We start from the raw sequence: 16,533 nt of genomic DNA on the forward strand, positions 1-16,533 counted from the left end.
ACCGATCACAACACCTAATCGGACAGCATCCCCACCTGGAGACATGAACGAGCCGGAACTCCAGGCGGTCGTCGATCAGCAGACGCTTGCCGACCGTGTCGCCGCCGGCGACTACCCCGACTGGGTGCGCAGCCACTGGGAGACGTTCTCGGAGAGCGTGACCGGGGACCGCGACGGCACGCCGTTCCCGTGTCACTTCGGGGCCGAATCGGTCGCCAACGGCGAGCCGCTGTACACGGTCGTGCCGTCGCTGACGGATCCCGACGCACTGCTCGGGTTCCGGGACGCGCTGCTTGAGTATCTCGGCGAGTACGGCAGTCGGGACGCCCGCGTCTCGTTCGTGACGTTCTGGAAGCCCCCCGAAGACGAGTTCAGCGAAGCCGACTACCACGAGGCGTTGTGGCACATCCTGAGCGTGCTGCACGTCCACGATCCCGAGCCGTGGCCCGCCGACGTGCCGACCGACACCGACAGCCCCGAGTGGGAGTTCTGCTTCGGGGGGGAGCCGCTGTTCCCGACGTGCCGGGCGCCCTTCTACGCCGCCCACGACCGCTACTCGCGGTACTGTCCGGTCGGCCTCGAAATCACGTTCCAGCCGGCCGGGCTGTTCGAGGGGATCACCGCCGACACCGACGCCGGCCAGCGCGCCCGCGCCGCCATCCAGAACCGCATCGAGGAGTACGACGGTCAGTGCCCGCACGCCGACCTCGGGGATCTCGGCGTCGACGGCGACCGCGAGTGGGTGCAGTACCTGTTCCGCGAGGACGACGCCCAGGCCCCCACGGAGTGCCCCGCGACGTTCACGCGCGAACACCCGAAAGCGACCGCTGGCATCGACCCGGTTGTGGGCAGCCAGCCGCCGGCGTCCGGGGATGACTGAGCGGCGCGCCGCGCTCGTGCTCGTGGACTTCCAGCAGGGGTTCGCCGATCCGGCGTGGGGCGACCGCAACAACCCCGACGCGGAGGCACACGCAGAGGAGCTGCTGGCGGCGTGGCGCGACGCCGCCGCCCCGATCGCGCACGTGCGTCACAACTCGACGGAGGCGACGTCGCCGCTCCGGCAGGGCGAGCCAGGGTTCGCGTACACCGACGGGCTTGCGCCCGCGGCCGACGAGCCCGAGTTCGTGAAGTCCGTCAACGGCGCGTTCGTCGACACCGCCCTCGAAGGATGGCTGCGCGACCGCGACATCGGCTCGCTGGTGGTGTGTGGCCTGACCACTGACCACTGCGTCTCGACCACCGTTCGGATGGCCGACAACCGCGGGTTCGACGTGACGCTCGTGCGGGACGCGACGGCGACCCACGACCGCACCCTGGACGGCGAGCGACTGCCCCCCAGCGTAGTGCACCGGACCGCGCTCGCCCACCTCCGCGGCGAGTTCGCCACGCTGGCGACGACCGCCACCGTCCTCGCGGGCGCATAGGCGATCCGCCTACGCCGTTCCGAGCGCGATCGGCACCAACAGCACGCCCATCAGGTGGACGCGCCGCGCGCCGAACACGGGTGGGATCGCCCCCACGGCGGTCGCCGCGCCGAGCAACCCTACGCCCGTTCCGCCGCCGAACAGCCACGCCACCACCACCAACAGCAGGCAGACGCCGGCCGTCAGTCGGCGGTGGTCGACGGCACGCACCGCCCGGAAGTACCGATCCCCGACGGCCGGAACCATCGCCGCCGTGACGGCGGCCGCGAGCACGACGCTCGCCACCAACACCGGGAGCGTCCGCGGGAGGCGTGCGCGCTCGAAGGCCACGAGCACGCCAGTGTGGGGGTCACCGATCGCGAACAGCGCGAACAACGCGAACACGGTGTTGGCCGTGTTCACCCCCGAGAGCGCCGCGACGAACGCACGGTCACCGCTGTCGTCGCCCGTCAGATCCAGCGCGAACACTGCGGCGATGGCGCCCGACACCCCTGGCACGTAGGCGACCGCCGCGCCCGCGAGGCTGCCCGCCACGCCCGGACGCACCACCTCGCGTGGCGGCACCGCGATCCGCGCGTCGGCCTGCTCGGGGATCCCATCCCCCCGGAACGCCGCCAACAACACGGGCGCACCGAACAACCCCGCGAACAGCGGCGACAACACGTCACCGGTCGGTACGACAGCGTCGGGCTGCATCGGCAGCGCAACGCTGCCCAGTGCGCCGCTGGCAGCCACGGCGAGCACCGCGCCGAACCGCGCGCGTCGGGACCGCTCGCGCGCGACGAGCACCACGACGAGCACGGCGAGTACGACCGGGAGGTGAGCGTACACCACTGGTGCCGCCCGAACCGCCAGCCACGTCGCCGGCACCCCGAATGCGACGGCGACCACGACGGCGGTCGCGCTCCCGAGGGCAGACACCCGCAGCGCCTCCCGGCCGCGACCGCCAAGCACCAGCCGATGGCCGGGCAGCGCGCTCACCGCCAGCGCCGCGTCCGGCACCCCGAGCGCGAGCATCGGGACCACGTCCAGGATGGAATGCGTGACACCCGCCGCCAGCAGCGCCGCACCGACGAGATGTGGCGGTCCCGGGGCCAGCGGCGCGGCCGCAGCCAGCAGCAACGCCAGCGTGTTCACGTGCACGCCGGGCACCAGCCCCGAACACGTCCCCAGCGCCACGCCGGCCGCGACCGCAGCGAGCACTGCAAGCGCGCCCATCGGCGTCACCAACACGCGCACACCAGCGACATCCATCACGCCCAGCTGCCCGCGCTCCCCGTCTTCAATCTACGCGTGCGCAGCGCCGTGGCTTCCCGAGTGGCACGCGGCTAAAAAACGATGTGATCGTGGCTGTCGGCGCGCGACGCGACCGGGTTACCCGAAGAGGTCGCCCAGGCCTTCGCCGCTGGGCTCCTCGTCGTCGTCGTCGCCAGCGTCCTCGGCCTCGGCGGCCTCGTCAGCGTCGGCTTCCTCGTCGTCGTCGCCGTCGTCGGCGGCTGCCTCGTCGTCGCTGCCGGACGCCGCAGGTGCGGCGGCAGGCGCGGCGGCGGCCTCTTCGACGGCCTCCTCGATGTCGACGTCCTCCAGCGCGGCCACGAGGGCCTTCGCGCGGGATTCCTCGACGTCGACGCCGGCGGCCTCCAGGACACCGGTGATGTTGTCTTCGGTCAGCTCTTCGTCAGCCTCGTTCAGGATGAGTGCTGCGTAGACGTATTCCATTGTTATTATCCGAACATCTCCCCGAGGCCCTCGGCGCCGGCGTTCCCGTCGTCGTCGTCGTCATCGTCGTCGGAATCGTCGGCGTCGTCAGCCTCGGACGCTTGTGTTTCGTCGCTCTGTTCGTCCGCAGTGGTGTCCGCTTCGCCGCCGGCAGGCGCCGCAGGCGCGTCGACGTCCTGCAGTTCCTCCGGGAGGGCGTCCTCGTCGTCGATCTGCGCGGCGAGCGCCCGCACCTGGGCGTCGGCCTTGCTCACGAGATCGTCCGCGAGGTCCGGACTCTCGACGCTGGCCTGCAGGCCGAGGCTCTTCGCCTCGCCGCGGCCCTTCGCGATGAGGTCCGGTGCGGTCCGCTCGGTCGGGTACGCCGCGTTGACCGAGAGGTTGCGCGCCGACGCCGCCGCGGACTGGATGTCCGCGCGGTACTCGTCGACGTCGATCTCCAGCTCCTCGGGCGTGAACAGCACGCCCTCGGAGAACACGCCGCGCAGGTCCAGGCCGACCTCCTTGGGCTCGATGCCGAGCTCCGAGAGGACGTTGGAGACGTCGTCGGAGACCGTCTCACCTTCCTCGGTGACGACGGAGTCATCGAGCACCTGGATGGAGCCCTCCTGGATGCGCGCGTTCGCGCCGATGGTCTGCAGTTCGCCGACGAACGGCCCCGGGTCGATGCCCGTGTCGCCTTCCGGCACGACGATGTCGTTGGGCGCGACCTCGCCGGCGTTGATCGGGGCCGGCGTCTTCGAGTTCTCAAGCTGCTGGTAGAGCCCGAAGGGGTTGTCGTTGGTCGCGACCAGGCCGACTTCGCCCTCGACGTACTCGGTGAGCGTGTCGAGGCCGTCCCCGGCTTCTTCGAGCGCGCGAACCAACAGGGTGTTCCGGCTCATGCGCAGCGCCGCCTGCCCGTGCAGGCCGCGGCGCATGTCCTGGAGCTGCTTGCTCGGGATGCCCGTGACGTTCACCACGCCGACGCTGTCGTACGTCTCCAAGAGGTCGACGAGTTCGGCGACCTCTTGTCGCTTCCACTCGGGAACCTCCTCGGTGGTGCGTTGTTCTTCGGCGGACATCCTAGGCAACCTCCACGGCAGGCCCCATCGTTGTCTTCACGTAGACGGAGTCCACGTTCAGCGGGCCTTTTTCGAGGTTCGCGTGCAGCCGACGCATGATGACGTCGATGTTGCTGGCGATGTCCTCGGCGGACATGTCCTCCGCGCCGACGCGCGTGTGGAACGTGCGGCGGTCGCGGCTGCGGATCTGCACGGTGTTTTTCATGCGGTTGACTGTGTCGACGACGTCGTCGTCGGGCTGGAGCGGGGTCGGCATTTTCCCGCGCGGACCAAGCACTTGACCGAGCGCACCCGCGATGTCCTGCATCATGGGTGCTTCCGCCACGAAGAAGTCCGTCTCGTCTGCGAGATCCTTCGCGGCGTCGGTGTCGTCTGCGAGGTCGCTGAGGTCGTCCTCGTCGAGGACGTCGTCAGCGACGTCGTCCGCGCGAACCGCGGTTTCGCCGTCTGCGAAAACCACGATCTGCGTCTCCTGTCCGGTGCCCGACGGCAGCACGACGCCCTCGTCGACTCGTTGCGACGGGTCGTTGAGGTCGAGGTCGCGCAGGTTGACTGCGAGGTCTACCGTCTCACGGAAGTTCCGCTGCGGGGCATCCTCAAGTGCGCGAGCTACGGCCTCTTCTATATCGTTGTCTGCCATCTTTCACCTCCGTAGTGGGTGACCCTCTGAAGGTCGGATCTCCTACGGGTCAGTGAAACAGGCGAAGCCTGTCTCGGTTCTACAGACGGTGATCCCGGGCTTAAAAGCGTCGAAGCGAACCAAGCGTGGGAGCGCGACCCGCGGACACACGCCGCTATCGAGTGCGCGAACCGAACGGCGCAGAAGCTCCTCGGGCGGCGTTACGCGGCCGCGAGTTCGTCGCCGAGCACGTCGTCGTAGTCGCCGTCGTCGACGCGCTCGTTGAACGTGCGGGCGTCCTCGCCTTCGATGGTGACGCCGAGGGACGCACACGTCCCCGCGACCTCTTTGGCGGCGTTCCGCGCGTCGTACGCCAGGAGGTCGGGTTTCTTCTGCTCGGCGATGGTTTTGAGCTGTTCGATGGAGAGGTCCGCGACGAAGTTCTCCTGGGGCTCTCCGGAGCCCGTGTCGAAGCCAGCTTCGTCTTTCACCAGCGCGGCCGTCGGCGGAACACCGACTTCGATGGAGAACGAGCCGTCGTCCTCGTATTCGATGGTGACCGGGACCTCCGTCCCGTCGAACGCTTCGGTCTGGTCGTTGATCTCCTGGACGACCGCCTGTACGTCGACCGGCGTGGGACCGAGCTCGGGACCGAGGGGCGGGCCAGGGTCGGCCTGCCCACCGGCAACGAGCACTTCGATCGTCTCAGCCATACTCCGAGAAACCGCCGCCGCGGGTTTAACCCTTGTCTTTCGAGCGGGGCGCGGCCCGGTCGCCGCCACGGATCGAATCGCTCACGGCATGTGGACGCCGTGGCGCGTGAGGAACTCGGTGACCTCCTTGATCACGACCGGACTCCCGATGATGCGGACGATCTCCGCGTCGGTCGGCCGGAACACTGAGACCATGAACTCGGCTTCGAGGTCCGCCTCGATGTCCTCCAGCGTCCCCACTGGGAGCACGATCTGCGTGCTGTCGCGGTACGCAGCAGGGTCACCCATCACTATGCGATGGCTTCACCCGGCGTATTAACGTGTCGAAACGACCCCACCGGACCGCGGAGGAAAGCGCTTTTCGGCGCTTGCTGTCTACGGGCACGTGATGGGGCTCGAGGAGGACATCGAATCGCTCGAAGAAGAAATCGCGAACACGCCGTACAACAAGTCGACAGAAGCCCACATCGGCCGCTTGAAGGCGAAGCTCGCGGAGCAAAAGGAGAAGCTCGAAGCCCAGCAGTCCGGCAGCGGCGGTGGCGGCGGGTACGCAGTCGAACAGCACGGCGACGCGACCGTGGCCCTGGTTGGATTCCCCAGCGTGGGGAAGTCGTCGCTGATCAACGCGATGACCAACGCCGACAGCGAGGTCGGCGCCTACGAGTTCACCACCCTCAACGTGAACCCGGGGATGTTGGAGTACCGCGGCGCGAACATCCAACTCCTGGACGTGCCGGGGCTCATCGAGGGTGCGGCGGGGGGACGCGGCGGCGGGAAAGAGATCCTCTCGGTGATCCGTGGGGCGGATCTGGTGATCTTCGTGCTGTCGGCGTTCGAGATCGAGCAGTACGACCGCCTCTCCGAGGAGCTGTACAACGTCAACATCCGGGTCGACGCCGAGCCACCGTCGGTGACCGTGCGCCGGAAAGGCAAGGACGGCATCGACGTGAACACGTCCGGGGAGCTGGAGTTGGACAGCGACACGGTCAAGGGAATCCTGCGCGAGCGCGGGTTCATCAACGCCAACGTGACGATCCGTGGCAACCCGTCTGTCGACCGGCTGATCGACGGGGTGATGGACAATCGCGTCTACATGCCGTCGCTGGTCACCGTCAACAAGGTCGACCTCATCGAGCCGTCGTACGCGGGGACAATGAAGGACGCCCTGCGCGATCACGGCGTCAGCCCCGACGACGCGATCTTCATTTCGGCCGCCGAGGAGAAGGGATTGGACGTGCTGAAAGAGCGGATGTGGCGGGCGCTCGGGCTCATCCGGATCTACATGGACAAGCCGGGGCGGGGCGTCGACCGCGAGGAGCCGCTCATCATCCGGCGCGGCGAGACCGTGGACGACGCCGTGCAGAAGCTGGGCGGCACCCTCGACGAGCGGTTCCGATTCGCGCGGGTCACCGGGCCGTCGGCCCAACACGACGACCAGCAGGTGGGCCGCGATCACGTCCTCGAAGACGAGGATGTCCTGCGCGTGGTTGCGCGGCGCTAGCCGATGCCGACGGCGCGCCGCCGGGTGGTGGCGGTGGCGCTGGCCGCGGGAGTGGTGCCGTGGGTCATCGTCGACTGGTCGAACGGCGCCTATCCGCTGTTTTCCGTGGGGTTCGTGTATCCGGAATCGATGACGGTCGTCGGGCTGCCGACGTACCTGCGGTCGGTCGGAACGGTCCCGCCGGCGCTCCGGGCGTGGCCGACCGCGGTCGCGCTGTGGGGTGGCGGCGTCGCCGCGGCCGCGCTGGACGTGGACTGGCGTGTGACCGCCGGCGTGCTCGCGTTCGCCGGTGGCAGCGTCGTGTCGCTTGCAGCGGCGGTCACGGCACAGCCGTCGTTGACCGGGGTTCCGGTGGGCGCGGGCGCGCTCTGGCTGGCCGCGGGCTACGTGGCGGTGGTCGGCCGCGGCCGGTGACCGTGCCGGGTTCGACGCGTTTTTTGTCGCGCCACGCCTGCCCACTGACATGACCGCGTTCACGCTCGATCACGTGATGATGCGTGTCGGTGACCTCGATGCGTCCCTGGACTGGTACGGCGACCACATGGGCTACGTCGAGCACGCACGCTGGGAGGCCGACACGTTCACCAACGTCTACATCGGCCCCGAAGACCCCGCCGACGACGCGGCGCTGCTGGAGTTGACGTACAACCACGACACGGCCGACTACGACAACGGCGACGCGTTCGGACACATCGCGGTGCGCGTCGACGACGTCAGCGACGCCTACGAGGAGCTGCTGGCTGGTGGCGTCGCGGACTACCGCGATCCCGAGTCCTGCGGTGGCAGCTACGCGTTCGTGAAAGACCCCGACGGCCACGAGATCGAACTCGTGGCGGGCGACGCCGGTCAGCGCTGGAGCATCGACCACACGATGGTGCGGGTCGCCGACGCCACCCAGCACCTCGGGTTCTGGACGCGCGTCTTCGGGTACGAGCACACGGGCCGCTGGGAGGCCGACAGCTTCGCGAACTACTTCATGAAGCCGCCGGCGGCCAGCGACGCCGCGATGGCGGTGGAGCTGACGTACAACTACGACGACCGCACGTACACGTTCGGCGACGGGTGGGGGCACCTCGCGGTGCGCGCCGACTCCCTCCAGGACGACTGGGCGACGCTGCTGGAGCGGGAGACGGCTGACTACCGGGACCCGGCGTCCTGCGACATGAACTACGCGTTCACGAAGACGCCCGACGGCCACGAGATCGAAGTGTTGAACCCCGAGTCGTCGCCGATGGATCGGTCGGCGTAACGGGCCGGCGCGGCGACCCCGGGTATTTTTGTTGGCTGGCTGCTCCACGCACAAATATGGGCGCACCGCGGACTGTGAGCCGCCGGCTGAGGACACGCCGCCAGGGGTGGGTGTGATGTACGCGACACCCATCGGGTACGCCGACACCCGCTTCGAGACAGCCGCGGACGCCCCGCGACAGGGCGTCGAGACGCCGTACGCGGCGAACGTACAGGTGTACGAGTCGTTTCGCGGGGGGCTTGTGGGTTTGGAGCCCGACGACCGGGTGGTGGTTGTGTGGTGGGCCGACGACGCCGACCGGGACGTGTTGTCGGTCCGGGACGGCGACCGGGGCGTGTTCACCACGCGGTCGCCGGCCCGCCCCAACCCGGTGTGTATCACGCCGTGTGAGTTGCTGGCCGTCGACGCCGCGGACGGAACACTCGCAATCCGGGGGGTGGATATGGCGCACGGCTCGCCGGTCCTGGATCTGAAGCCGGCGCTGGACTGACCTACAGCGCGTCCGCCGGCGCGCCCGCGAGCTCGCGGAGCGCGTCGCGCTCGACGTGGTGCAGCGACCCCGGAACGACGAGCAGATGCAGGGGGCTGCCGAAGTCCGCGTCCGCGAGCGCACCCAGGCGGTCGGCCCGCACCGTCGCGTCCGGCGCCCCGGCGCGCGCGACCACGACCCCGAGGGCGTCCGCGTCCCAGTTGGTCGCGAGCAGGTCGGCCGCCTGGCTGGCGGTCATGTAGGCGTCCCCGTCGACGCGGGGGTGATCGACCTTGATGTCGAGGTAGACCAGCGTGTGCAGGCCGCGCTCGCGGTTGGCCTCGATGGTGTCGGTGACCGATCCGGGAACGCCGTCGGCCCCGTGCGCCCACGGGAACGGCAGCGTCGTGGCCTTGCCGAAGCGATAGTTCTGGAGGCCAGTGAGGCCTGCCGCGGCGGACGCGGCGGTCGGCGCGTGGATCACTCGCGTGTCGATGCCACGGTCCGCGGCGCGCATCCGGAGGTCGACGTGTGTCGTCGAGATCATCGTGTCGCCGGCCGTGAGGAACACGGCGTCGCCGTCGGCGGCGGCGTCCAGGATCGGCTCGGGGTGTTGTTCGACGCCCGCGCGGTCCCGGCGCTCGATGGTGGTGTCGTGGTGGGCTTCGAGGGCGGCGACATCGGTGCCGATCAGCCGGCTGGTGTAGAACTCGGCGAACACGCGGTCGGCCGCCGCGATGGCGTCGCGGCCGGCGACGGTGACCGACGCCTCGTCGTAGAGGCCGAGCCCGACGAACGTGAGCATGCCCCGAGTTGGGCGGGCGGCGTCGTATGGGTTTCGAGTCGCCGCGAGAACGACACCCGTAAGCATCGCGCTTGCCGACGTGGCACCATGGCAGTGTCCTGCGTTCGCGTGCCCGTCGACGACGGTGAAGCAACCCGACAGCGGCTCGCCGACGCCGACCTGATCGACGACACGCACGCCATCGCGGCCGCGGATGGCGCGCTGCACATCCCCGTCACGGACGCCGCCGCCGTGCCGGACGCGCTGTCGGTGGTGTCGTTCGACGCGCCGCCCCGGCGGACGCAGACGACGCCCGCGGACATCCTGGGGTTCGACCCGTCGTACGCGCGCCTCGGCGACATCGTCATCGTCGACGAGGACGACAGCGACCGCGCGCACGCCATCGCGGACGCGGTCGTGGAGTCCGACATCCCCGTCGAGGCGGTGTTGAACCGCGCCTCGAAGATCAAAGGCGAGCAGCGCGTCCGGGAGTGGGACGTGATCGCGGGGGACTCCACGGAGACGGTCCACCGCGAGTACGGCCACGCCTTCGCACTGGACGTGGCGGCGGTGTACTTCTCGCCGCGGCTGGCGACCGAACGCCACCGCGTCGTCGAGCAGGTCACCGCCGGCGAGCACGTCTTCGACATGTTCGCCGGCGTCGGCCCGTACGCGGTGCCGATGGCGTCGGCGGGCGCGAGGGTGGTTGCGACGGACGTCAACGAGACCGCCATCGACTACCTCCAAGCGAACGCCGCGCGCAACGGCGTCGCGGACCGCGTCACGGGGGTTGCCGGCGACGTGCGCGAGGTCGCCGGCGAGTACACCGGCTGGGCGGACCGCATCGTGATGAACCTGCCACACACTGCCGACGAGTTCCTCGAGACGGCGGTGGCGCTGGCCGGCGACGAGTGCACGCTGCATTTCTACGACATCCAACACGAGGACGGCCGGTTCGACGCCGGGGAGGCCGCGATCCGCGCGGCAGCCCGGCCGGCGTACGACGTGACTGTGGCGACCCGCCACACGGTGCGGTCGTACGCCCCCCACGAGTTCAACGTGGTGCTTGACGTGTCGCTGTCGCGGCGGTGATTCGCAAGCCTTATTTCTCGGATGCGGCTACCAACGAGTGCGACGAGTGGTCGTCACGCGACGGTGTGTCGCGGCGCGCCGGTGTAGCTCAGCGGTAGAGCGATTCCTTCGTAAGGAATAGGCCGAGGGTTCAAATCCCTCCACCGGCTTACATCATTTCCTTTACAATCCCACTACTTAACTTCGTATAGGGATTTCTCTCTTTTTTCTCGGGAAATTGATAGCGTCCTTCCCTGTTCTGAACGGGGTGGTCGGGCGTGACGCCCGGCGCGTGTCAAACCGCCGGGGCGGGGGACACTGCATGTGCTGTCCCGTGGACCGACGACGCCCGGGCCGACGCGAAGACGCGCTTACTCGAATTCGTCACTGGAACGCCTGAAGGGGCTAATCTTCCGTACATCGTTCGGACAGTCTTCGGGCGAGACACCGACATGGCGGGCGCGGACGGACAACTGGCCCGTCGGTTCTTCGAGAACCACCCGGAACTGTTCAAAACCCATCGACGGGACGGCTATACGTGGGTCTATCCACGGCGGGCGGCCTTTCACTTGAACCGCCGTAAGCATAGGGCAAAAACCGCCGACGGCGACGGGGCGACAGGAAACGCGGCTGAAACTGGCCCTGACTTCGCCAAAGACCGAGCGCGGGCCATGCTATCGACGGTGTCCGAACTGGGGTCGGCTTCCCTTCGAGCGGACATGCTCGGGGAACTGGGGACGGAACTGGCGTCGGTGGCGGATACGTGGAACGTCTTCGAGCGGGTCCGGGGAACTGGCCCGGAATATCTCTGTCTTCCCTATCGGAACCGCTTCAATTCGTCGTCGCGGGCGTCGGACCTTCGGGCGTCGTGGCGGCGTGCGTGGCGACGTGCGCGGCGTCAGTACGACGACGCCGTGGTTGTGACCCTGACGACAGACCCGAAGCGCCACGACAGCATAGCGGACGCTACGGACAGCCTGATAGAGAACAAGAACCGGCTGTCTTCGTGGTTGGTCTACGACCCGGAATCCGGACCGTCACGCCCGGGGTTTCGCCCGTCGAACCTGTACGTTCTCGAATTCACGGACAGTGGAATCCCGCACCTTCACGTCGTTTACTTCGGCGTCCCGTGGCTGACGACACAGGCGGCGTTATCCCGGTACTGGGGCGACAGCCGGGGACAGGGTGACGTGGTGGACGTGCGCTGTCTCTCGAAGCGTGGTGGGGAATTCGTCATGCCGACAGACGCACTTCCCGACGACCCGGACGCCGACGGGAAGCGAACGGCCCGGTCGTATCTCGGGAAGTCGCTTCGGTCCCTATCCACGGTCGCCGGTATGGACCCGGAAGACGTGGGTGAAGCGGCGTCGGCCCGTCGGTCCGAGGACCCGCGAGACACCGACGACGCGCTCTGGAAGGTGGCGCTGTATTGGGCCTTAGAACGGCGGTTCTTCGGTGGGTCCCCGGAACTGACGAACGACGACCCGGACGGTGATGACGCTGACAGCCTTCCGCACGTTCGCTGTTATCGGTACGTCGGGACAGCACGGTACAACGACATTCCCGGCGACATTCGAGACAGGGCCGAATTCGTGTTGCCGGGGAACGGACGCCCGCCACCGGCTGAAGCGTCGGGGACGGGCTGACGGCGTCCTTAACCAACAGATACAATACGAACGCTGTTGGTTAAGACCGGCGTCGGGGACTACTCGAAGTCAACCCCTGCCAGTCGGTCTTCTATCTCAGCAAGTTCGTGTTCTATGTGTTCGAGACTCTGAAGTTCGTCAGACGGTTCGTCGGCTAGTTCAATTGCGTTCCGTAGTTCCTGTCTCGCCTGACGAATGTGTGGCGGGGCGTTTTGAACGAATTCCGAGTCCATAGCCATGGAATTTGTAGTTCACTGACGAAAAGGTAGCGGCGAACGTCAACATTGTCTGGAGAGACTCAACCAAAGACAATCGGTCGCTATACCTAAATCCGGTCTTCGAGTTTCTGATTCAATTGTGTCTCTAAATCAGGCAGGTGCTTCAACAAATCATTTGCATGTTCTGATATTTCTTTCTTATTGAATTTATTAATCCCGACACCAGAACTGCCGCAAAGGTCAGAGTATCTAATGATAGTCTTTGCCAGCAAGTACCTAGCTCGGTCCCGGAATTCATACTGTTTTATATCAGATTCAATTGATGAATCAGAGAAGTCCCCTCTGTCCTTCTTGCGCTGGATTAGCAGTTCCAGTGATTGGTTGTTGTGGACGATATCGTTACGGAATCCATAGAGTAATTCAGAAAGGTCGAACAGATATTCACCATCATATTTAGATTCATCATGTAAGAGTAGTAGAGTTCTGATAGGAAGACGGTAGCTATACATAGCATCTGTGTCGGTCAGTATCGAACTTTCGATCCCGATAAAAATATCAAGTATTTGGTCCTCCACAGACGATTTCTGGTATATTTGGTTAAATCGTCTTGTCGGATTCGAAAGTGAATCATGATTAGTCACGTCCCCGTACTTATCCCAGAAAGACTCGAAATACGGAATTTCGTGCGGTCGCATATGATATCTATGAATATTGCTTCTATATTCTGTATGTCTATGGATATTTGAACTACCTATTCCTGCCACGTCTAAAGTTCGACTGTGCCAATTTGTTTTCAGTTCATATGCTGGTCCGAGATAAGCCGAAGGAGAAGAAGGCTTGAACAAGCGAAGACCCGTCAGTACATCGTAAGCCAATTCACTCGCCTTTTCACAACCGTGCATAGCTGTGCTTTCGCTACTAGAATGCCTATGCACCTGTGTTGAAGACCGGTCATTTATTTCAAAAGTAAACTCAATTTTGTACTGCGGCCCATCCATTCCAGACGGCGTAGCATGTGGCTCGTTTTGGAGTTGACGTGACTGGACGTAGGTGGCTAACCCGCTCTTTTCGCTATCTGTTAGTTTTGAAAGGGAAATGTCTGACAAAAGTTCGATTTCGAATTCGCGTTTTTCCCATTCGGTTTCCACTGGTTGAAGATTGACCGAATAATCCTCACCCAACCCCGAGAATGAATGCAATACGACGATTACTTGGTGTTCTTCTGTCCCCGGGTATCGAAGTTTAAACTCATCATCAAACGCCAAATCAAAGGTGTCTCTAGAGATATCGAGTCCAGCTATTCTATCAATCAATTGAATAAGTGTATCCCCTGCTGGATACTCGGTTCCAGTTTGATAGTCTATAACTGTTTCAGTGAAATTCGATAAATCTCGTATATAATATTCTATTAAATCCTCTTTTGATTCGATATTGTCTTCAGTGGCGGGACGCGGTGGATATCCGTGGTCAGACTCGGCTAGCCACCTCGCAACATCTTCCAGTTCATCTGTTCGGATGGTTTCAATCCTGTCATCGTTTCGTTGGTCTTCGAGCTCCAAGTAACTGATTAGCCTTGATGGGCGCGGCACTCTCCGTACCCTAAGACCACCAAGTCCCGTCGAAAAAGAGAACTCTTCTAATGGTGGTTCCCATTCCTTTTCTTCAACAACCTCCTTTATTCTTTCAGCGTATCCAGAAACTCCCCGCCACACTTGGTCATTTACCTCTTCAAAATCAGCCATAGCCAACATGCACATGCGACTTGCTTGTTTGTTGGGGTAAAGAGTGGGTGACGGTTCCAGCGTCACGGTATGTGAAATACGTGCCACCTATGTCTTCAGGTACAATGCCGGTACAGAGAACTACAGTGACTGTCCACGCGGACACCCACGAACAGTTAGAGGAAGAACGGCAGAAGGGCGAGACGTTCAACGACGCAATTCAGCGGCTTCTGAAAGGTGGCAACGCATGACTGGCCCCGACGAACGGGCACGTTCCGCGTTTACTGCCGAGGACCACGTCGAATTCAAGGCGGCGACGACTTCGCCCCGTCGATTTCTGGAACAGAAGTACGGCGAGACGCCGGACGACTATGACAGTGTGCCGGGCTTCGTAGCGGCGACGGCGGGGAAGGGCGACCCGAGCAGGCCGTCCCACCCGGACCCGGACGACGTGGCGGAACAGGCCATGACGGTGAACGAGCGGCTGGAATACGCGGCGTCGGATTACGACAGTCCGGCGGCGTTCCTGAAGGACCGGAACGGCGTTCACCCGGCTTCGTTTGACGACCCCGGCGAGTACCAGAAGGCCGTGGCCGAACGCGGGGGTGAACAGTGACCATTTCCGTTTCTGAAGACGCCGACACGAAGGCGTGGGTTCAGGACGCCGTGTCAGCCGTGGAATTCCCGTCGAAGGCGAAGGGGTCGCTCGGGTGGCACACGGCGTTCCGCGCTATCCTGACACGGCTTCGGGAAGACGGACGGAACGGCGTAGCGACGACGACGCTTCAGACGGTCGCCAACAGCGAAGAACCCCGTTTCGAGTGGGGTTGGTGTGAAACTGTCCTGCCGTGGGCCCCCGGCGTTCAGTACGAGCGCGGGGGCGTGTGGAAGTTCGACCCCGCCGACACTGAACGGGAACAGCCGACGGCCCCCGACGACGTGGACGCCCCGAGCGACGAACGAATAGCGGACATGGTCGAAGCGTCGGACTTCCCGGGCGACGGGACGACGCCCGCCCGACACCGAAACGCCGTTCGGGAAGCGTACAGCCACCTTATCCGTCACGGGACAGCGACCCGTGACGACCTTCGCCAGTACGTCGAACTACGGTCCACCTACGACAAGCCCGAACAGGGCTACTTCCTGAACGAGCGGCAGTGGTGGCGTCACGTCGGACGGCCCGCGCTGGCGGACCTGCCGGGCGTAGTCACGCCGAACGCACCGGGCGGGGAATGGACTTTCGTCGGTGTCGAACCCAGGGTGAACGCCGACGAATGACGGTCGAAACGGCCCGAAACCCCCACCCGGACGGGGGGTCGCTCTTATTTCGAGAACAAAGCCAAAGATGACTACTGAATCCACCAACGGCGACGAACAGCCGACTTGTGGACACCCGACGACGACCACGGGCGACCCGTGTCAGCGACCGGTTTCCACCCCGGAAGACCGCTGTTATCTTCACGCCGACGGCGGGGGTGTTCCTGACGACCACGGCGCACCGGACGGGAATCACAACCGGACAGAGACGGGCCTTCACATGTCCGTCAAACGTCGGATAGGGTGGTTCAAGGAAACCGGGGACTACGACCTGTTCACCGACTATTACGTGGACTTCCACGGGAAGGGCGAGAACAAATCACAGGCGGCGGCACTGGCGTCAGCCGCCGTTATCAGGGACCGGCTGGAACGCCACCTTCTGACTGAAGGTGTCTTCTACGACAAACAGATAGCCGACGTGGACGAACTGATAGAATCGGGTATGGACCCGGAAGCCGCCCGTGAAGCGGCCTTCGTGAAGAAACCGAAGATTCAGACGCTCGAAGCCTACACCGACGCCATGCGGGAAGTCCGGCTTGGACTCGACTACGAAGGCGTGACGGGCAAGAGTGGCGGGTCCGGGGCGCTTCCCGACGGTGCGTCGGCCATGTGGGAAGACTGACGAACAACGGCCCTGTTCGCTTTCTCGGCGTCGGTCCCGACGTGGACGTTCAGCCCTGTCGCTTCCGAACAGCGGCGTCGAGAACCAGCACGACGACCCCGACGACGGCGGCGACGACTATCAGGTGGTCTATCGCCCACTGAACAGCCATGATAGCCATTCCTATCCAGACGGCGACCAATAGAATCCCGAGTATGGCGACGGCGTCCACAAAATCTGACATGGTTCCTGTTCAGCCCCGTTCCTCTCGGGGACTACACCGCTCGAAGGTATGAAAGTACGGACAGGGCTGTTGTTCGTTCTGAAACCGCCGGGTACGCCGACGGCCCGGCGGTCCGGCGAAACATGAAGTCCCGAACGACCTTCGGTCGTTGGACGACCGGTCGTTGACGGCGT

Annotated in this window: 21 protein-coding genes and 1 tRNA gene; 12 read left to right on the plus strand and 10 right to left on the minus strand. The window is 64.9% G+C overall.

Going from position 1 to position 16,533, the window contains the following annotated elements; translation table 11 throughout:
• The first annotated feature begins 43 nt into the window (after positions 1-43).
• Both JT689_RS05760 and JT689_RS05765 read left to right on the plus strand, forming a co-directional pair.
• Entirely contained in the window at positions 44-880 is an 837-nt protein-coding gene (locus tag JT689_RS05760) for a YqcI/YcgG family protein (protein WP_136361393.1), read from the plus strand.
• A complete protein-coding gene (locus JT689_RS05765; RefSeq protein ID WP_205251764.1) occupies positions 873-1,424 on the plus strand; it encodes a cysteine hydrolase family protein in 552 nt (183 codons plus the stop codon). The genes JT689_RS05760 and JT689_RS05765 overlap by 8 nt, the downstream gene beginning before the upstream one ends.
• 9 nt (positions 1,425-1,433) lie before the next feature.
• Here the strand turns inward: JT689_RS05765 and JT689_RS05770 are convergent, their stop codons facing one another.
• The 6 genes from JT689_RS05770 to JT689_RS05795 all read right to left on the minus strand — a co-directional run bounded on the left by JT689_RS05770 (position 1,434) and on the right by JT689_RS05795 (position 5,827).
• Complete coding sequence (locus tag JT689_RS05770) at positions 1,434-2,678, minus strand: tripartite tricarboxylate transporter permease (protein ID WP_205251765.1); 1,245 nt, start codon at positions 2,676-2,678, stop codon at positions 1,434-1,436.
• A gap of 120 nt (positions 2,679-2,798) precedes the next feature.
• Positions 2,799-3,143 (minus strand): 50S ribosomal protein P1, encoded by a 345-nt coding sequence (gene rpl12p, locus JT689_RS05775; protein WP_010902793.1) that lies wholly within the window; start codon positions 3,141-3,143, stop codon positions 2,799-2,801.
• Positions 3,144-3,148: 5 nt separating this feature from the next.
• Positions 3,149-4,207 carry a 50S ribosomal protein L10 gene (locus JT689_RS05780; RefSeq protein WP_010902794.1) on the minus strand — a complete coding sequence of 353 codons (1,059 nt, stop codon included), beginning with the start codon at positions 4,205-4,207 and terminating at the stop codon, positions 3,149-3,151.
• Position 4,208: 1 nt separating this feature from the next.
• The gene (locus tag JT689_RS05785; RefSeq protein ID WP_010902795.1) at positions 4,209-4,847 is read right to left on the minus strand and encodes a 50S ribosomal protein L1; all 639 of its coding nucleotides are present in this window, start codon (positions 4,845-4,847) and stop codon (positions 4,209-4,211) included.
• Between the two features lie 200 nt (positions 4,848-5,047).
• Entirely contained in the window at positions 5,048-5,539 is a 492-nt protein-coding gene (locus JT689_RS05790; protein WP_010902796.1) for a 50S ribosomal protein L11, read from the minus strand.
• Between the two features lie 81 nt (positions 5,540-5,620).
• The gene (locus tag JT689_RS05795; RefSeq protein ID WP_136361397.1) at positions 5,621-5,827 is read right to left on the minus strand and encodes a hypothetical protein; all 207 of its coding nucleotides are present in this window, start codon (positions 5,825-5,827) and stop codon (positions 5,621-5,623) included.
• Between the two features lie 100 nt (positions 5,828-5,927).
• Here JT689_RS05795 and JT689_RS05800 point away from each other — a divergent pair, with 100 nt between their 5' ends.
• The 4 genes from JT689_RS05800 to JT689_RS05815 all read left to right on the plus strand — a co-directional run bounded on the left by JT689_RS05800 (position 5,928) and on the right by JT689_RS05815 (position 8,779).
• Positions 5,928-7,040, plus strand: a complete 1,113-nt coding sequence (locus JT689_RS05800; RefSeq protein WP_205251766.1) for a GTP-binding protein — start codon at positions 5,928-5,930, stop codon at positions 7,038-7,040.
• A gap of 3 nt (positions 7,041-7,043) precedes the next feature.
• Positions 7,044-7,454: a TIGR04206 family protein gene (locus JT689_RS05805; RefSeq protein WP_205251767.1), complete on the plus strand. Its 411-nt coding sequence runs from the start codon at positions 7,044-7,046 to the stop codon at positions 7,452-7,454.
• Positions 7,455-7,503: 49 nt separating this feature from the next.
• Positions 7,504-8,289, plus strand: coding sequence for a VOC family protein (locus JT689_RS05810; RefSeq protein WP_010902800.1), 786 nt, complete (start codon positions 7,504-7,506; stop codon positions 8,287-8,289).
• A 115-nt stretch (positions 8,290-8,404) separates the two neighbouring features.
• Positions 8,405-8,779, plus strand: coding sequence for a TrmO family methyltransferase (locus JT689_RS05815; RefSeq protein WP_205251768.1), 375 nt, complete (start codon positions 8,405-8,407; stop codon positions 8,777-8,779).
• 1 nt (position 8,780) lies between these two features.
• Here the strand turns inward: JT689_RS05815 and dph5 are convergent, their stop codons facing one another.
• Positions 8,781-9,563: a diphthine synthase gene (dph5, locus tag JT689_RS05820; RefSeq protein ID WP_205251769.1), complete on the minus strand. Its 783-nt coding sequence runs from the start codon at positions 9,561-9,563 to the stop codon at positions 8,781-8,783.
• A gap of 87 nt (positions 9,564-9,650) precedes the next feature.
• On the opposite strand from dph5, the gene JT689_RS05825 reads away from it, so the two are divergent.
• The 3 genes from JT689_RS05825 (at position 9,651) to JT689_RS05835 (ending at position 12,259) form a co-directional block, all read left to right on the plus strand.
• On the plus strand, positions 9,651-10,634 hold the full coding sequence (locus tag JT689_RS05825; protein ID WP_205251770.1) for a class I SAM-dependent methyltransferase family protein: 984 nt from the start codon (positions 9,651-9,653) through the stop codon (positions 10,632-10,634).
• A 77-nt stretch (positions 10,635-10,711) separates the two neighbouring features.
• Positions 10,712-10,783 (plus strand) — tRNA-Thr (locus tag JT689_RS05830).
• Positions 10,784-11,065: 282 nt separating this feature from the next.
• Positions 11,066-12,259, plus strand: a complete 1,194-nt coding sequence (locus JT689_RS05835; protein WP_205251771.1) for a hypothetical protein — start codon at positions 11,066-11,068, stop codon at positions 12,257-12,259.
• 59 nt (positions 12,260-12,318) lie between these two features.
• Here the strand turns inward: JT689_RS05835 and JT689_RS05840 are convergent, their stop codons facing one another.
• Positions 12,319-12,492: a hypothetical protein gene (locus JT689_RS05840; protein WP_205251772.1), complete on the minus strand. Its 174-nt coding sequence runs from the start codon at positions 12,490-12,492 to the stop codon at positions 12,319-12,321.
• Between the two features lie 92 nt (positions 12,493-12,584).
• Positions 12,585-14,219, minus strand: coding sequence for a HEPN domain-containing protein (locus JT689_RS05845; RefSeq protein ID WP_205251773.1), 1,635 nt, complete (start codon positions 14,217-14,219; stop codon positions 12,585-12,587).
• 226 nt (positions 14,220-14,445) lie between these two features.
• Here JT689_RS05845 and JT689_RS05850 point away from each other — a divergent pair, with 226 nt between their 5' ends.
• The 3 genes from JT689_RS05850 (at position 14,446) to JT689_RS05860 (ending at position 16,137) form a co-directional block, all read left to right on the plus strand.
• Positions 14,446-14,814 (plus strand): hypothetical protein, encoded by a 369-nt coding sequence (locus JT689_RS05850; RefSeq protein ID WP_205251774.1) that lies wholly within the window; start codon positions 14,446-14,448, stop codon positions 14,812-14,814.
• A complete protein-coding gene (locus JT689_RS05855) occupies positions 14,811-15,476 on the plus strand; it encodes a hypothetical protein (RefSeq protein ID WP_205251775.1) in 666 nt (221 codons plus the stop codon). The genes JT689_RS05850 and JT689_RS05855 overlap by 4 nt, the downstream gene beginning before the upstream one ends.
• A 67-nt stretch (positions 15,477-15,543) precedes the next feature.
• Entirely contained in the window at positions 15,544-16,137 is a 594-nt protein-coding gene (locus JT689_RS05860) for a hypothetical protein (protein ID WP_205251776.1), read from the plus strand.
• Positions 16,138-16,186: 49 nt separating this feature from the next.
• Here the strand turns inward: JT689_RS05860 and JT689_RS05865 are convergent, their stop codons facing one another.
• Positions 16,187-16,360 (minus strand): hypothetical protein, encoded by a 174-nt coding sequence (locus JT689_RS05865; protein ID WP_205251777.1) that lies wholly within the window; start codon positions 16,358-16,360, stop codon positions 16,187-16,189.
• Positions 16,361-16,533 lie beyond the last annotated feature (173 nt).

This window comes from Halobacterium sp. GSL-19, from assembly GCF_016917855.1.
Classification (GTDB): domain Archaea; phylum Halobacteriota; class Halobacteria; order Halobacteriales; family Halobacteriaceae; genus Halobacterium; species Halobacterium salinarum.

What these genes read in the sequence shown, in the direction of transcription:
- JT689_RS05760 (WP_136361393.1), top strand. Translation starts at nt 44, where the DNA reads ATGAACGAGCCGGAACTCCAGGCGGTCGTCGATCAGCAGACGCTTGCC.
- JT689_RS05765 (WP_205251764.1), top strand. Translation starts at nt 873, where the DNA reads ATGACTGAGCGGCGCGCCGCGCTCGTGCTCGTGGACTTCCAGCAGGGG.
- JT689_RS05770 (WP_205251765.1), bottom strand. Translation starts at nt 2,678, where the DNA reads ATGGATGTCGCTGGTGTGCGCGTGTTGGTGACGCCGATGGGCGCGCTT.
- rpl12p (WP_010902793.1), bottom strand. Translation starts at nt 3,143, where the DNA reads ATGGAATACGTCTACGCAGCACTCATCCTGAACGAGGCTGACGAAGAG.
- JT689_RS05780 (WP_010902794.1), bottom strand. Translation starts at nt 4,207, where the DNA reads ATGTCCGCCGAAGAACAACGCACCACCGAGGAGGTTCCCGAGTGGAAG.
- JT689_RS05785 (WP_010902795.1), bottom strand. Translation starts at nt 4,847, where the DNA reads ATGGCAGACAACGATATAGAAGAGGCCGTAGCTCGCGCACTTGAGGAT.
- JT689_RS05790 (WP_010902796.1), bottom strand. Translation starts at nt 5,539, where the DNA reads ATGGCTGAGACGATCGAAGTGCTCGTTGCCGGTGGGCAGGCCGACCCT.
- JT689_RS05795 (WP_136361397.1), bottom strand. Translation starts at nt 5,827, where the DNA reads ATGGGTGACCCTGCTGCGTACCGCGACAGCACGCAGATCGTGCTCCCA.
- JT689_RS05800 (WP_205251766.1), top strand. Translation starts at nt 5,928, where the DNA reads ATGGGGCTCGAGGAGGACATCGAATCGCTCGAAGAAGAAATCGCGAAC.
- JT689_RS05805 (WP_205251767.1), top strand. Translation starts at nt 7,044, where the DNA reads ATGCCGACGGCGCGCCGCCGGGTGGTGGCGGTGGCGCTGGCCGCGGGA.
- JT689_RS05810 (WP_010902800.1), top strand. Translation starts at nt 7,504, where the DNA reads ATGACCGCGTTCACGCTCGATCACGTGATGATGCGTGTCGGTGACCTC.
- JT689_RS05815 (WP_205251768.1), top strand. Translation starts at nt 8,405, where the DNA reads ATGTACGCGACACCCATCGGGTACGCCGACACCCGCTTCGAGACAGCC.
- dph5 (WP_205251769.1), bottom strand. Translation starts at nt 9,563, where the DNA reads ATGCTCACGTTCGTCGGGCTCGGCCTCTACGACGAGGCGTCGGTCACC.
- JT689_RS05825 (WP_205251770.1), top strand. Translation starts at nt 9,651, where the DNA reads ATGGCAGTGTCCTGCGTTCGCGTGCCCGTCGACGACGGTGAAGCAACC.
- JT689_RS05835 (WP_205251771.1), top strand. Translation starts at nt 11,066, where the DNA reads ATGGCGGGCGCGGACGGACAACTGGCCCGTCGGTTCTTCGAGAACCAC.
- JT689_RS05840 (WP_205251772.1), bottom strand. Translation starts at nt 12,492, where the DNA reads ATGGACTCGGAATTCGTTCAAAACGCCCCGCCACACATTCGTCAGGCG.
- JT689_RS05845 (WP_205251773.1), bottom strand. Translation starts at nt 14,219, where the DNA reads ATGGCTGATTTTGAAGAGGTAAATGACCAAGTGTGGCGGGGAGTTTCT.
- JT689_RS05850 (WP_205251774.1), top strand. Translation starts at nt 14,446, where the DNA reads ATGACTGGCCCCGACGAACGGGCACGTTCCGCGTTTACTGCCGAGGAC.
- JT689_RS05860 (WP_205251776.1), top strand. Translation starts at nt 15,544, where the DNA reads ATGACTACTGAATCCACCAACGGCGACGAACAGCCGACTTGTGGACAC.
- JT689_RS05865 (WP_205251777.1), bottom strand. Translation starts at nt 16,360, where the DNA reads ATGTCAGATTTTGTGGACGCCGTCGCCATACTCGGGATTCTATTGGTC.